The following is a 14,924-nucleotide window of genomic DNA, read 5'->3' as shown; positions in this document are numbered from 1 at the left end:
GCGGGCAATTTGATCACCCGCCGTCACTATTCTTTCTTTCGTCAGCGTTATTTCGCCGGAACTGCCCGGAACAGGCCCCAGCGGGCCGGTCCACTGCGCGCGGTAACGGCCAGCAGCACGAGCGTCACCACCAGCAACATCAGTTCAGCCAGAGGGCTGGACAGCCAGATGCCGCTCTCTCCGAAATAGGCCGGCATCATGAACATCAGCGGCAGGAAGAAGGCATAGGGCTTGGTGAGGCTCAAAAGTGCCGCCCGGCCAGCGTCCCCCAGCGCCTGAAAATAAGTCGCCACCATGAACTGCGGTCCCGCCACAAAATAGAGCGCCACGATCACCGGAAGGATCCGGCCGACGTCCTTTGCGACAAGGGGATCGTCGACAAAGGCGAAGCCGATCTCGTGCGAGACCAGTGTCAGCAGCAACTCCGCGAGACCGCAGTAGGCAAATGCCGTAACCAGCCCCAAACGCAACGTATTGTCCGAGCGATGCCACAGGCCCGCGCCGGAATTGTTGCCGATCATGGCCTGCAGCGCCTGGGCAAGGCCCAGGAGAGGCAAATAACAGAAGGTCATGATGCGAGTGACGATGCCGTACGCGGCAACCGTTGCCTCGTAGCCGCTGGCACCAGCCGACTGAAGCGCGGCGATGGTCGCCGCGGAACCGATGGCAATGCCAATGAAGCTCAGGCTTTGGGGGGCGCCAAGCATCAGGATGGCGCGCCAGGATGACGTCAGCGGGTACCGCAGAAGGGCGACCGGAGACAGGCCCGTTTTCCCGCTCAGCCGAAAGGCCAGCATGATTGCAAGCGCCAGGGCTTGCGCCAGCATGGTACCGACCGCACTGCCGGCTACGCCGTAGTCGAAGACCGCGATCAGCAGATAATCGAAAACGATATTGGCCAGCGAAACAAGCAGGCTGAAGACTGCCATCAAGACGGCAAGGCCTTCATTGCGCAGGGCATCCGCATTTACCGACAGCACGAACATCAGCGGAGAGAAAGCAACCGTGATGGCCAGATAGGTATGGCTCATACCGGCAATCTCCGCCGAACCGTCGGCGGCGGCCCGGGTAAGCCCGTCGCCGAAGACAACGAACAGCGTGATCACGATCGCTGCAATGGCGAGGGCCAGTCCGTGGGCACCGGCGAAAACCGCTTCAGCATCGGCCCCAAGGCCCGCTCCGAGCTTGCGGGCAAGCACGCTGGACATGCCGCTTGCAACCAGGGTGGCCAGTGCCGCCAGCAGCATATAGGCGGGGAACATCAGCGTGACCGCGCTGAGGGCGTCCGGCCCGGCGAAAAGGCCGAGGAATATGGCGTCGACCACGGTCAATAACCCGTTCATGCTCATCACCAGGATGATGGGCAAAGCGGTTCTGACCAGGGTCGTAAGGATTGGCCCATGCGTAAATGTATTGGGCCGGGATATGTCGGAAGACATTCCGTTCTCCATCAATGGGCATTTCGATCAGGAAGGAGGGGCTCGCATTGCCACCAGCGCGAAATGCGTGGGGAACAGAAAGTCTTGAAAACCAGAATTTCACCGTGACTGACGTCCGCGAGCGGCAGGCATTCTGGAGCCGGTGCGAGGGATAGCGTGGAGCAGTCGGTCCGTCAATCTGAAACAGCCACGCCCGCTTCGCCTTGACCTTGCCCCGACATCGTGGCACCTGTCGCCCGAACCGGCGGTCGTTGAACGCCGGGCAGAGCCACATTCGCGGAACATCTTCATGTCGACTGAAACCCTGCCGGCGCACATGCGGCCGGAAAATTCCTTTCAAGGCCTGATCCTGACCCTGCAGCGCTACTGGGCCGACCAGGGCTGCGTTGTGCTTCAGCCTTACGACATGGAAGTCGGCGCCGGTACGTTTCACCCGGCAACCACGCTGCGCTCGCTCGGCCCGCGTCCGTGGCGCGCTGCCTATGTGCAGCCGTCGCGCCGGCCGACAGATGGCCGCTATGGCGAGAACCCGAACCGCCTGCAACACTATTACCAGTTCCAGGTAATCCTGAAGCCGTCGCCGTCGAACCTTCAGGAGCTCTATCTGAACTCGCTCTATGCCATCGGCCTCGATCCGAAGCTGCACGATATCCGCTTTGTGGAAGACGACTGGGAAAGCCCGACCCTGGGCGCCTGGGGGCTTGGCTGGGAATGCTGGTGCGATGGCATGGAAGTTTCGCAGTTCACCTATTTCCAACAGGTGGCCGGCTTTGAATGTTCGCCTGTCTCCGGCGAACTGACCTATGGTCTGGAACGCTTGGCCATGTATATCCAGGGCGTCGATAACGTCTATGACCTCAACTACAACGGCATGGAAGGCGACGCGAAGGTTACCTATGGCGATGTCTTCCTGCAGGCCGAGCAGGAATACTCCCGGCACAATTTCGAGCACGCGGATACGGAAATGCTGTTCCGCCACTTCAAGGATGCCGAAGCCGAATGCCGCTCGTTGCTGGAAGCAGGTGCCAAGGCGCGCGAAGCTGCCGGTGCGAACGTGCATCAGGTGGTTCTGCCGGCCTATGACCAGTGCATCAAGGCCAGCCACGCCTTCAACCTGCTGGACGCGCGTGGCGTCATCTCCGTGACCGAACGCCAGAGCTATATTCTGCGTGTGCGTGAACTGGCCAAAGCCTGCGGCGCTGCCTTCCTGGAAACGGAAGCCGGCGGTGTCGGCTATGACAACCAGGCGGCCGGCTGAACGCACTCCACGTTCTTGAGCTGACCCTAGAAAATCGCGTCATTTGACCAGTGCATTTGCGACCGCTGACACGCGGCTTGCGTGCTGTGGTGTTTCCCGCCACCAGCGCGAGCCTGCGCAGTTCGCGAACGGAGGCGCACGGTCATTCCGTCACCCATCTGCTACCAACCTGAACACCGGTGAGGCTTCGACCGCATGACCGGTCGTTCTGCCACGCGCAAGGTGTCCGTTTCGGGCTGCGGGACGCATGTGCTTCACACAAGACCGGGCGCCATCGCGCAGGCCTGGAAAGTGGCCGGAGACCGGTTGCGGGAGCGCGCTGAGCCGTCAATTTGCAAACTGGAATTATTATAAAAATCAATATGTTGATGCAAAAATGCAACTATCGGTAAATGGTCGTAACGTAAGTTTTGATATCGGTCCCGATGATTTGATCCATCTCAATGTTGGCCCATCTCCAGGCGCCTACGCCGGACGGACAGCGCGCTTCTGCGCGACGACTCATGGAGACTGAAATGAACAGGAAATGGAGCGGCCTTGCAGCCGCAGCCTTGGCGATGACGTGTGCCCAGCAGGCGCTGGCAGCCGATCTTGGAAGCAGCGAGCCGCCGGCGGCATTCGAGGCCGTTGCGCCGAAGAGCCCCTGGCAAATCCGCGTTCGTGCACTCGGTGTCATCACCCAGGACAGCGGCTCGGTGGACGGCATCTCCGGCTCCGACCTTTCCTACTCGGATACCGTGATTCCCGAACTCGACATCACCTACTTCTTCACCAACAACATCGCTGCGGAACTGATCCTCGGAACGACCTTTGCCAAGGTCAACGGTGAGGGATCGATATCGGCCCTGGGAGAAATCGGTGAGACCTGGCTGCTGCCGCCAACCCTCACGCTGCAGTATCATTTCACCAACTTCGGCAAGTTCAAGCCCTACGTCGGTGCCGGTGTGAACTACACGATCTTCTACAACCAGTCGGCAGATAGTGCAGACAACCTGCATATCAAAAACAGCTTCGGCGCGGCGTTGCAGGCTGGTTTCGACTATATGATCGATGACCACTGGGGTGTGAACCTCGACGTCAAGAAGATCTTCCTGGAGCCCGACTACGACGTCACGGTCGCGGGCAACAAGTTGCACGGTACGGCGGAAATCAATCCCTGGCTCGTGGGTGCCGGTCTCACCTACCGGTTCTGATCGAGGCACTTTAAAGTTTGCGAATTGATGCGGCGAATGAGCCGGGGCTGCCTAGCGGTCCCGGCTTTTTCGTGTCCGGGGGCTCCAGGCCATCCAGTCCGGCTTCTATCTCTGAGGAGGTTCCCGTGGCCCGATCTGGAGCGAGGTAAAGGGCAATTGCGCAGAGAAGCGAAAATCACTGTTTTCGCAGTGGAGACCCGCCGCCTTGAAAAGAACGGAGCCGGTTCAGATGGTTTTGGCCCGGTAACCTGTGTTCCAGATTACTGTTTGTCGTTTCACGACTGCCTGTAGAGCCGATCCGGATGACAAGCTATTCGTCAGCGGTTAGCTTCCTCGGCAGATTCCGGAGGTTCATATGGTCTTTGCCTGGTTCATTCTCGCGCTTCTAATAGCGCTATCCCTGATAGTGATTGTTCTTTACAACGCTCTGGTCCGCAAACGGCAGATGGTCGAGGAGGGCTGGAGCGGCATCGATGTGCAGCTCAAGCGCCGAGCCAATCTCGTTCCCAATCTGGTCGAGACCGTCAAGGGCTATGCATCCCACGAACAGGACACCTTGAACGCGGTCACTCAGAAGCGCGCGGAGGTGACATCCATGTCCAGGAACGATGTTGCAGGCCGCGCCAGAGCGGAAGGCGAACTCAGTCAAGCGCTGGGCCGGCTCTTTGCGGTGGCGGAAGCCTATCCGGATTTGAAGGCCAGCCAGAACTTTTCCGACCTGCACAAGTCACTCGACGAGATCGAGAACGCCATTCAGATGGCCCGCCGCTATTACAATGGTGCTGTCAGGAACCTGAATGTCGCTGTCGAGAGCTTTCCGTCCAATCTGATCGCCAGTCAGTTCAAGTTTGAAAAGGCCGAGTATTTCGAAATCGAAGACGAGGCCGACCGCGCGGTGCCAAAGGTCCAGTTCTGAGGAGCCCACTATGCTGAACCGGATCTCAGCCTGCATTCTTGCTGCCTTCGTCCTGCTGGCCGCGGGCATCGGGGCACAGGCGGACGAACGCATCTTGAAGTTCGTTTCCGATATCGACGTTGCCCGCGATGGTACGCTCACGGTCACGGAAACGATTACCGTGCGTGCGGAGGGCAATCAGATAAAGCGCGGTATCTTCCGCGATATTCCGCTTGCGGTGGAGGGGGCGAACGGGCGCATCTACAAGGCCGGGTTCAAGCTGCTTTCCGTGCAGCAAGACGGTGTTCCTGCGCCGTACCACATCAACGAAAACAGCCAGGGTGTCCGGATCTATGTCGGGGAGGAGAACACCTTCCTGGAGGCGGGCAACTACACCTACACCTTCAGCTACGAAACCGACCGGCAGATCCGCTTTTTTGAAGACCATGACGAGGTCTACTGGAACGCGACCGGCAATGAATGGATCTTCCCCGTCGATGAAGCCATCGCCCGCGTCGTTCTACCGAAGGGCGTGAAAGCCAGCGAATGGACGGCCTACACGGGCGGTTACGGAGAAACCGGCAAGGCTTTCGAAGCGCGGAGCGCTCAAGGCGGTTCGGAAGTGATCTTCCGGACGACGCAGGTTCTGCCACCCTACGAAGGCCTGTCGGTCAACGTCAGCCTGCCAAAGGGCGCGATTACGCCGCCCTCGGACGCTGAAAAGCTCGAGTATTTCGTCAACGACTACAGATCGGAACTGATCGGCGGAGCCGGGGTGCTGCTGGTGCTCCTGTATTACTTCGCCGCCTGGTGGATGGTTGGACGTGATCCTGCTGAAGGTGTTGTGTTTCCAAGGTTCTCACCTCCCGCTGGCATCTCGCCGGCGCTTGCAAAATATATTCAGAATCAGGGCTTCGGTGACGGCGGCTGGGTCGCGTTGTCGGCCGCCTGTCTCAACCTGGCCGTCAAGAAACGTTTGCGGCTTGAGGAAGAGGACGGCGACACGACGCTGGTGTTGAACCGAACTGGCCGGGAAGGGCAAATTCCCGGATTTGGCCTTCCAAAGGGCGAGGCGGCGCTGGAGGAATGGTTGAGCGGACGGGACAGCCCGTTGCCCCTGAACAAGACCAACGGCAAATCGATCCAGGCTTTGGGCAGAAAATTCCGGGCGGCGATAGAGCGGGAAAGCCGGGACGTTTATTTCAGAACCAACAAGCGGTTTCTCATACCCGGTTCCATTCTGAGCCTGGTCACCATTGTCGCTCTTCTGGCTTTCGGCGGGCTGCAGCCCGGCCAGGAAGGGTTCGTCATCATCTTTCTGGTCTTTTCCATGTTCGCGACCGTCTTTGCGATCAATATCGGCAAAGCCATTTTCCGCTTCGCCAGTATGAAACTGCGCATGGCCCTGATATTCGTGGTCTTCGGCCTCGGCGTTGCAGGAGCGGCCTTCGGTGCCTTCCACGTGAATGGCGGAGTGGACTCCCTGCCTGTTCTGCCGTTCATCGCGGTGGCGCTGGTCGCCCTGAACATTCTGTTCTTTTTCCTGATCAGTGCGCCGACGGCGCTTGGGCGTCAGGCTCTTGACGAGATCGAGGGACTTCAGATGTACCTGAGCGTGGCTGAAAAGGAACGGCTCAACATGGCGAAAGTCCCGGACATGAGCACCGATCACTTTGAGGAGCTTCTGCCGTATGCCGTGGCGCTTGGTGTTGAAAAACCTTGGGCGAAGGCCTTTGAAGCCTGGCTGACCACGGCGGCAGGGGCGGCAGTTGCTGCCAGCTATCATCCGGGCTGGTATGGCGGCAGCCATTTCGACGCCCGGCATGTGTCTGACAGCCTGGGCCGGACGGCAAGTTCCATGGCCGGGTCTTTCCAGTCCTCGCTTCCTGCGCCCAAGTCGTCGAGCTCGGGATCGTCTGGCTCTTCGGGCGGTTTTTCCGGCGGTGGCGGCGGCGGTGGCGGCGGAGGAGGCTGGTAGGCAACCCTCGGTCGGCAGGTCTTCCTTGCACAAGCCGCTTCGTAAGGCATAGTGGAAGCCTGAGACAGGGGCGGGAATGCAGATGGCCGGCGAAACGATCACGCTAACGGAATTTGTCAGCTTCAATCTGGCGATCCTTGTCTATTTTCTAGGGGTGCGGCTGAACAAGAAGATTGGCCTTCTGGACAGGTTCAACATACCAGAACCTGTGTCCGGCGGTCTGCTGGTGGCGCTGTTCTCGCTCGCTGTCTATCTGAGCCTTGGAACAGAAATCGGGTTCTCCCTGCAGTCTCGCGACTACCTTCTGTATTGCTTCTTCACCGCAATCGGCCTGAACGCGCGCTTTGCGGATCTTGCCAAGGGCGGCAAGCCGCTTTTGATCCTGCTGATGCTCACCGTCTGTTACATGCTGCTGCAAAATGCGGTTGGCACGGGGCTGGCGGCGGCGATGGGGCTGCCCACAGGTTTCGGTTTGCTGGGCGGGACCATTTCGCTGGTCGGTGGCCATGGTACGGCAATCGCATGGGGGCCGAAGCTGGCCGCCGACTACGGCGTTGCGGGGGCCGTCGAGATCGGGGCCGCAACGGCAACGCTCGGCTTGATCGCCGCAAGCCTTCTGGGCGGGCCGGTCGGCAAGTTCCTGATGGAGAAACGGGGCGGCAAGCCCGATCCGAACCGCCCGGAAGAAGCCCCGATGATCGGCCTTGAGATGGATCAGGAAGCGGACGCAAGCGTGACGCACACCGGGCTGATGCGTTCCCTGCTGGTTCTCAATATCGCAATCGGTCTCGGCGCCGCGCTTCAGGAAGCTTTGAGCACGGGCACAGGGCTGGACCTTCCAGTGTTCGTCTGCTGTCTTTTCTGCGGCATCCTGCTGTCCAACACCGTGCCACTGGTCTTTCCGAGGATGACCTGGCCGGCCAGGTCCAAATCCCTGGCGGTCTTGTCCGACCTTGCGCTTGGCATCTTTCTGACGATGTCCCTCATGAGCCTTCAGCTTTGGACCATTGCGGGTCTGGCGGGGCCGATGCTGCTGATCCTCTTCACGCAGATCGTCGTCGCAGCCGCCTTCATTATTCTGGCGCTCTATCCGCTGATGGGACGCAATTACAATGCGGCGGTGCTGGGGGCTGGTTTTGCAGGGTTCGCCCTGGGGGCGACACCGACCGCCATTGCCAATATGACCGCAATCACCAAACACTTCGGACCGGCAACCCAGGCTTTCCTGATCCTGCCGCTGGTTTCGGCTTTCTTCGTGGATCTGGCCAACGCAGTCATCATCCTCCTGTTTCTGGGCGGATGAGGGCAGGGCGATCAGGCAGCGTCTATCGACTTGCTGAAGGGCAATCGGCCGTTGATCTGGGATGCCAGCAGGCCGGAAGCGTCTTCTGAAGAAACCGCAGCGGCATAAAGGAACCCCTGGCCGTAATGGCAGCCGTTGGAATTGAGTGCGTCATGAACCGCACTATCCTCAATCCCTTCCGCCACCGCATCGATGTCGAGCCCCTTGGACAGGACCAGAATGGCTTCGACGATGGCCCCACACTGCTTGTCTTCCAGCATGCGCTCGGTAAAGGACTTGTCGATCTTGACCTTCTTGATCGGGAAATCGCGCAGATAGCTGAGACTGGAATGGCCCGCGCCGAAATCGTCGAGCGCTATCGAGATGCCTGCTTCCGTCAGTTCGGTCAGGATTCGTTTGGCCGATTCCGGGTTTTTCACCAGCGACGTTTCCGTGATTTCCAGAACCAGCCGGCTGGGACTAAGCCCGTTCTTGTTCAAGATGGTGCTGATCTGCACCGGCAAGGCAGGGTCCTGCAATTGCACCGGAGAGAGATTGAAAGACAGATAGAGATCGTCCGGCCAGGTGACGGCGACCTTGCAAGCGTCCTCCAGCAGATGGTGCGTCAGTTCGGAGATTATGCCGCAGTCTTCCGCGATCGGAATGAACTGCAGCGGGGGCACGTTGCCGAAATCCGTGTCGGTCCACCTTGCCAAAGCCTCGAACCCGGCAATGCGGCCCGAATCCATGTCCAGAATCGGCTGGTAGTAAGCCCTGACCTGATGCTCCGATATCGCGCGGCGCAGACGCTGTTCCAGAAGGGTCCGATGCAGGATCGAGGCATCCATGTCGACCTCGAAAAACCGGTAGGTCGAGCGCCCGGAGGATTTGGCACGGTAAAGCGCGATGTCCGCCCTGCGCAAAAGTTCGGTAATCGCATGACCGTCATGAGGGTAGAGCGCGATACCGATGCCGGAGCCAATGGAAATTTGCCGATTGCCGAATTCGAAACGGTCACTGATGCGGGTCAGCAGCCGCCGGGCGAATCCGGCCGCCTCCGACTTCTCATTGAACACAGGAGAGACAATGGCGAATTCGTCACCACCGAGCCGGGCGACAATGCCCTCCTTGCCGAGGATTTCCGCCAGCCGATCAGCAAAGCTGCGCAGCAGGTTGTCGCCAAAGGCGTGGCCATAGACGTCGTTGATCGGTTTGAAACCGTCGAGGTCGAGCATCATCACGGCGCGAAAACACTCCGGCTTGACCTCGTGGGTCAGGTCGGCAAAGGCTTCCAGCAGACGGCGGCGGTTGGGAAGCCCGGTCAGCGGATCGTGCTGGGCAAGGGCCAGGGCTTCGGAATGGGCCGAGGACCTGGCTTTCAGCTCCTTGCGCAATCGCTGGGTCGCCCATGCCCCATAGGCGAGACTGAAGATGGCAATGCCCAGCACAAGGCTGGTAATGAAATCAAACGTCAGTTGGGAATGATCGATTTCAAAAGCAGGAAAGAATACCGGTATCACCTTGATACCCGTAAAAATGACAAGGACTATAGCAAGTAATGCAACTATAGATCGCGTCGTATATCCGTGCTCTGCAACTTCCCGTTTCACTTTAGGTTGATCCCAATACATGCAACTGCTAACAGGTTGCGAAGTTTCACATGCAATTCTTGAAGAAGAATGAAACAAAGCAGACGAGCCGTTGTCTGAACGGGCCAGCCCTTGGCGGGCGCTGCCTCGAAAAGGGGTGACAAGTCTTCATTGTCTTGGTAACGGACGGCGCAAACCGTTTCCGGTGTTATCCCACCAGACCAAAGGTCCAGACATCCATGCCCGATCTTCTGCTTGAACTTTTCAGCGAAGAGATTCCGGCCCGCATGCAGCGCAAGGCGGCCGAAGACCTGAAATCTCTCGTGACCAATGCCCTGGTGGATGCGGGTTTGCCGTATGAAGGCGCAAAGGCTTTCGCGACACCGCGGCGTCTAGCCTTGCATGTCGCAGGTGTTCCAGCGGGTTCTGCCGCCACACGCGAAGAGCGCAAAGGCCCGCGTGTCGGAGCCCCGGAAAAGGCGCTGGAAGGCTTCCTGCGAGGGGCAGGCCTGACGTCGATCGATCAGGCAACCATCCAGACCGACCCCAAGAAGGGGGACTTCTACGTTGCCGTCATCGAAAAGCCGGGCCGGTCTGCGATTGATGTGATTGCCGAATTCATGCCGGGCATCCTGCGTAACTTCCCCTGGCCGATTACCATGCGCTGGGGCGCCGCGACGACCCGCTGGGTGCGGCCGCTGCACTCCATCGTCGCCACCTTTGGCCCGGAAACGGAAGAACCGGACGTCGTTCCGTTTGAGTTCGACGGCATCAAGGCCGGCAAGACCACACGTGGCCACCGCTTCCTGGCGGATGAGGCCTTCGACGTGCGTCGCTTCGACGACTATGCGCCGGCCCTCGAGAAGCACAAGGTCGTGCTCGATGCGGATCGCCGCAAGGACATCATCCAGAATGATGCCAAGGATTGCGCACTGGCGCTCGGCCTCGATCTGGTCGAGGATCCGGGTCTTCTGGAAGAAGTCGCCGGCCTTGTCGAATGGCCGGTGGTCCTGACCGGCAGCTTCGACGAGGATTTCCTGACGATCCCGGACGAGTGCATTCAGCTGACCATCAAGGTCAACCAGAAGTGCTTCGTCTTGAAGAACCCGGCCACCGGGCGCCTTGCCAACAAGTTCGTGCTGGTCTCCAACATCGTCGCCGATGATGGTGGCAAGCTGATCGTGGCCGGAAACGAGAAGGTGATCCGCGCACGCCTGTCCGACGCCCGCTTCTTCTGGGAAACGGACCTGAAGTCGAAGCTGTCGGACAATCTGCCCAAGCTGGACGAGGTCAAGTTCCACGAAAAGCTCGGCAGCGTCGGAGAGCGGGTGAAGCGCATGATTGCGCTGTCGGCCGAACTTGCTCCGGTTGCCGGGGCGGACGAGGCAAAGGCCAGGCGCGCGGCAGAACTCGCCAAGGCGGATCTCGTCTCCCATATGGTGTTCGAATTCCCGGAATTGCAGGGCCTCATGGGCCGCTATTATGCAACGGCCCAGGGCGAGGATGCATCGGTGGCAACTGCCATCGAAGAGCATTATAAGCCGCAGGGGCCGAGCGACAGCCTGCCGAGCAACCCTGTTGCCGTGGCCGTGGCGCTTGCCGAAAAGCTGGACCTTCTTGCAGGTTTCTGGGCGATCGACGAAAAGCCGACCGGTTCCAAGGATCCCTATGCCCTGCGCCGTGCGGCTCTCGGCGTGATCCGGATCGTTCTGGAAAACAATCTCAGGATCAGGCTTGGCGATATTCTCCGGTCCGCTCTGGATCTTCAGGGTGTGAAAACGGCAGACCCTGCGGCTCTTGTCGCCGATCTGCTGTCGTTCTTCGCCGACCGCCTGAAAGTCCACCTCAAGGACGAAGGCGCGCGTCATGACTTGATCGACGCCGTTTTTGCGCTCGAAGGCCAGGACGATCTTCTGATGGTGGTCCGGCGTGTCGAGGCGCTTGGCAAATTCGTTTCCTCCGACGACGGTACCAACCTGCTGGCTGGCTACAAGCGCGCGGTCAACATTCTGAAGGCCGAGGAAAAGAAGGACGGGGCTCCTGTTTCCGGCAAACCGCATGCGGACCACTTGCAGGAGCAGGCCGAAATCGATCTGGCGTCTGCCATCGATATCGCCCGGGCCGAAGCGGCAGATGCCGTGGCAAGCGAGAATTTCGAGGGCGCCATGGAAGCTCTTTCAAAACTGCGCGCGCCGGTCGACCGTTTCTTCGATGACATTCTGGTCAATGCCGAAGACGCCACGCTGCGCATGAACCGCCTGCAGCTTCTCGCCGAAATTCGCGATGCGACCCATGTGGTGGCGGATTTCTCAAAGGTCGCCGGATAAGCCGACCAGACCTGAAAACAAAAAAGGCGGGCCCTGGGTCCGCCTTTTTTCGTTCTGGAGCTGTAGCTGGGGAAGCCTTGGAACGTCACCACATGCAGCTTTGGCTCAGCTTATAACTTCCGCGCCTCACTCTGCCGCCTGAGCCGCCAGCCGGTCGACAGGTTTTTCCTCGATCGGCCAATGCACGATGGCGGCGAAGATGCCGAGAGCGATGCCAAGCCACCAGATGGGATCATAGGAGCCTGTTTCGTCATAGATTTTGCCGCCCAACCACACGCCCAGGAACGAGCCGATCTGGTGGGAGAGAAAGACGAAGCCGAACAGGGTCGCCATGTACCGCGGACCGAACATGACCGCGACGAGGCCGGATGTCGGCGGCACGGTGGACAGCCACAGGAGACCCATGGCAGCGGAAAACACCAGCAACGATGCGGGGGTGACCGGCAGCATGATGAAGGCGAGGATCGCAACGGAGCGGGCAAGGTAGATCAGCGACAGGAAGACCGGCTTGGAATAGCGGCCGGAAATGTAGCCTGACAGCAGCGACCCTGCGATGTTGCTCAGGCCGATGAGCCCGAGAGCGGCTGCCCCCCAGGCCGGATCGAGACCCTGATCGGCGATATAGGGCGGCAGGTGTACCGTGATGAAGGCGAGGTGAAAGCCGCACACGAAAAAACCGAAAGTCAGCAAGATAAATCCGCGCGTTCTGAAGGCCTCTGCAATGGCGGAGGTCAGCTTCTGATCGTTCGCCGGATTGCTGTTTTGGGGCAGTTCCGACTTTCCCCGGAGCGCAATGGCCAGAAGCGGCACAAGAGCGACGAGCCCGGCAAAGACGACAAGGGTCTGCTGCCAGCCGATGCTGGCGATCAGCGTACCGCCAAGAGGGGCGAACAGGAACTGGCCGAGTGAGCCGGAAGCCGTGCCGATGCCGAAGGCGAGCGTTCTCTGCTCTGGAGTGACCGTGCGGCCGAAAGCGGCCAGAACCAGAGAGAAGGACGAACAGGAAATGCCAAGCCCGATGAGCACACCAGCCGAGATATGCATGGCGACGGCGCTTTCCGCGTCGATCATCAGCAACAGACCGGTGCAGTACAGCACGGCTCCGAGCGTCATGGTCTTCCAGGTGCCGAACCTGTCGGCCATCATGCCGGCAAGCGGCTGGCCGATGCCCCACATCAGGTTCTGGATTGCCAGCGCCAGCGCAAAAATCTCTCGGCTCCAATCCCGGGCGTCGGTCATCGGCTGGAAGAAAAGGCCCATCGCGGAACGCGGGCCGAAGGAAATGAGTGCGATCAAACAGCCGCAGCTAATCACCAGCGGGATATTGGGGCCAGCCCGGCCAGTGGAGGTAGCTGTTGTCATGGAGGTGTCTCTGATCGTCAAACTACGATCAGGATAGGCGGAAATCAGGCCCCCGAAAAACGCGTAATTTTGATGGATTGATCAGCGTCTCGAATGGAACGTACGCCGATAGACACGCTGGCTCGATGTGTCAGGAAGGTGGCCAGCCACCCGGTTTTCGCGAGGAGAGGGGGGCTTGGGAGCTGTTTTTTAATGCAGGAAGATGGGGTGAATTGTTAGCCGGCTGTCAGAGGTTTGAAAAATTTCTTCTTAAGCTTCGGAAAAGAAAGGAGAAACGGTAGGCGGGCAATAATTTTTCGGATTTTTGTAGATTTTCGATTTGTCCACGACTATATAAACTCCGAAAGAGCAAAAGTATGGGCCAGCCAGCCCGTTTTCTTTTACTCTAAATATGCTCAAGTTGAGTATAATTAAGTTGCGGCATCATCCCCCCTCACGCCGCGCAATAAAGGGAGGTCGCGATGACCATAGCCCAGACCAATGCACCGGTTGGAACTCCGATTGCCGCCGGACTGACGGCAGTGGAGCGTTTCGGCAAACTGGAGCGCCCGGACCTGCGGTACACGCCGGACGTCGCCGAGGCGACTGCGCAGATCTATGAGAAGGTCAAGCACATCATCCCGGCCATCGAATGGCCCGCTCTGGCGCCAACCATCCATGCGATCAACCAGCTGAAGAAGCAGCGCAACGCGGTTATTCTGGCTCACAACTACATGACGCCGGATATCTACCATGGGGTGGCCGACATCGTGGGCGACAGCCTGCAACTGGCGATCGAAGCGACCCGCACCGATGCCGACGTCATCGTCCAGTGCGGCGTGCACTTCATGGCGGAGACCTCGAAAATCCTGAGCCCGGAAAAGACGGTGCTGATCCCGGATATGCGCGCAGGCTGCTCCTTGGCCGAATCCATCACGGGGGCGGATGTGCGGGCTCTGCGCGAACGCAACCCTGGCGTCCCGATCATCACCTACGTGAACACGTCAGCCGATGTGAAAGCGGAATGCGACATCTGCTGCACGTCTTCCAACGCGCTGCAGGTGGTTGAAAGCTTCGGCGTCGACAAGGTGTTCCTGATCCCGGACAAGTATCTGGCCGCCAATGTCGGCAACAAGACCGACGTCGAGGTTCTGGTCTGGGACGGCGCCTGCGAGGTGCATGAGCGCTTCACCGCGGAAGAGCTGCGCGACTATCGCAAGATCGAGCCGGATGTGAAGATCATCGCTCACCCGGAATGCCCGCCCGAAGTGGTCGCGGAAGCCGACTTTGCCGGGTCTACCGCGCATATGATCGACTGGGTGAAGACCAAACGTCCGGAAAAGGTGATGATGATCACCGAGTGTTCCATGGCGGACAACATTGCCAGTGAAACGCCGGGTGTCGACTACATCCGTCCGTGCAACCTGTGCCCGCACATGAAGCGGATCACGCTGACCAAGATCCTCGACTCTCTGCTGGAGATGAAAGAGGAAGTGGTCGTTGACCCGGCGGTGGCCGACAGGGCCCGCACCGCGGTCGAGCGGATGATCAACTTGAAACTCTGACCGGCTTCGGTCTAAACCGCACTTATGCGATTGCTTCCGGGCTTCTCCGGCCCGGAA

General features: G+C 59.4%; 10 protein-coding genes. 7 read left to right on the top strand and 3 right to left on the bottom strand.

Features of this window, described 5'->3' with window-relative positions; genetic code table 11:
* Positions 1-47 precede the first annotated feature (47 nt).
* The gene (locus FMN63_RS16265; RefSeq protein ID WP_162855041.1) at positions 48-1,439 is read right to left on the bottom strand and encodes an MATE family efflux transporter; all 1,392 of its coding nucleotides are present in this window, start codon (positions 1,437-1,439) and stop codon (positions 48-50) included.
* Between the two features lie 316 nt (positions 1,440-1,755).
* On the opposite strand from FMN63_RS16265, the gene FMN63_RS16260 reads away from it, so the two are divergent.
* From FMN63_RS16260 to gltS, 5 genes are all read left to right on the top strand, one after another.
* On the top strand, positions 1,756-2,697 hold the full coding sequence (locus tag FMN63_RS16260) for a glycine--tRNA ligase subunit alpha (protein WP_205514114.1): 942 nt from the start codon (positions 1,756-1,758) through the stop codon (positions 2,695-2,697).
* 515 nt (positions 2,698-3,212) lie between these two features.
* Complete coding sequence (locus tag FMN63_RS16255) at positions 3,213-3,890, top strand: OmpW/AlkL family protein (RefSeq protein WP_148585116.1); 678 nt, start codon at positions 3,213-3,215, stop codon at positions 3,888-3,890.
* Between the two features lie 355 nt (positions 3,891-4,245).
* Positions 4,246-4,806, top strand: coding sequence for a LemA family protein (locus FMN63_RS16250; RefSeq protein WP_148585114.1), 561 nt, complete (start codon positions 4,246-4,248; stop codon positions 4,804-4,806).
* 10 nt (positions 4,807-4,816) lie between these two features.
* A complete protein-coding gene (locus FMN63_RS16245; RefSeq protein ID WP_148585112.1) occupies positions 4,817-6,763 on the top strand; it encodes a DUF2207 domain-containing protein in 1,947 nt (648 codons plus the stop codon).
* A gap of 82 nt (positions 6,764-6,845) precedes the next feature.
* Positions 6,846-8,066, top strand: coding sequence for a sodium/glutamate symporter (gltS, locus tag FMN63_RS16240; protein ID WP_148585111.1), 1,221 nt, complete (start codon positions 6,846-6,848; stop codon positions 8,064-8,066).
* Positions 8,067-8,077: 11 nt separating this feature from the next.
* Here the strand turns inward: gltS and FMN63_RS16235 are convergent, their stop codons facing one another.
* Positions 8,078-9,565 (bottom strand): putative bifunctional diguanylate cyclase/phosphodiesterase, encoded by a 1,488-nt coding sequence (locus tag FMN63_RS16235; protein WP_148585110.1) that lies wholly within the window; start codon positions 9,563-9,565, stop codon positions 8,078-8,080.
* 308 nt (positions 9,566-9,873) lie between these two features.
* Between FMN63_RS16235 and glyS the strand changes: the two genes are divergently transcribed.
* Entirely contained in the window at positions 9,874-11,961 is a 2,088-nt protein-coding gene (gene glyS / locus FMN63_RS16230; RefSeq protein ID WP_148585108.1) for a glycine--tRNA ligase subunit beta, read from the top strand.
* A 126-nt stretch (positions 11,962-12,087) separates the two neighbouring features.
* Here glyS and FMN63_RS16225 read toward each other — a convergent pair whose 3' ends face one another.
* The gene (locus FMN63_RS16225) at positions 12,088-13,323 is read right to left on the bottom strand and encodes an MFS transporter (protein WP_148585107.1); all 1,236 of its coding nucleotides are present in this window, start codon (positions 13,321-13,323) and stop codon (positions 12,088-12,090) included.
* Between the two features lie 461 nt (positions 13,324-13,784).
* Between FMN63_RS16225 and nadA the strand changes: the two genes are divergently transcribed.
* Entirely contained in the window at positions 13,785-14,867 is a 1,083-nt protein-coding gene (gene nadA / locus FMN63_RS16220; protein WP_148585105.1) for a quinolinate synthase NadA, read from the top strand.
* The last annotated feature ends 57 nt before the right edge of the window (positions 14,868-14,924 follow it).

This window comes from Stappia sp. BW2, assembly GCF_008107695.1.
GTDB lineage: Bacteria > Pseudomonadota > Alphaproteobacteria > Rhizobiales > Stappiaceae > Roseibium.
The sequence above is the reverse complement of the archived record's forward strand: the minus strand, read 5'-3'. Positions and strand labels throughout refer to the sequence as shown.

Coding starts and splice junctions, on each gene's coding strand:
- FMN63_RS16265 (WP_162855041.1), bottom strand. CDS start 1,439: ATGTCTTCCGACATATCCCGGCCCAATACATTTACGCATGGGCCAATC.
- FMN63_RS16260 (WP_205514114.1), top strand. CDS start 1,756: ATGCGGCCGGAAAATTCCTTTCAAGGCCTGATCCTGACCCTGCAGCGC.
- FMN63_RS16255 (WP_148585116.1), top strand. CDS start 3,213: ATGAACAGGAAATGGAGCGGCCTTGCAGCCGCAGCCTTGGCGATGACG.
- FMN63_RS16250 (WP_148585114.1), top strand. CDS start 4,246: ATGGTCTTTGCCTGGTTCATTCTCGCGCTTCTAATAGCGCTATCCCTG.
- FMN63_RS16245 (WP_148585112.1), top strand. CDS start 4,817: ATGCTGAACCGGATCTCAGCCTGCATTCTTGCTGCCTTCGTCCTGCTG.
- gltS (WP_148585111.1), top strand. CDS start 6,846: ATGGCCGGCGAAACGATCACGCTAACGGAATTTGTCAGCTTCAATCTG.
- glyS (WP_148585108.1), top strand. CDS start 9,874: ATGCCCGATCTTCTGCTTGAACTTTTCAGCGAAGAGATTCCGGCCCGC.
- FMN63_RS16225 (WP_148585107.1), bottom strand. CDS start 13,323: ATGACAACAGCTACCTCCACTGGCCGGGCTGGCCCCAATATCCCGCTG.
- nadA (WP_148585105.1), top strand. CDS start 13,785: ATGACCATAGCCCAGACCAATGCACCGGTTGGAACTCCGATTGCCGCC.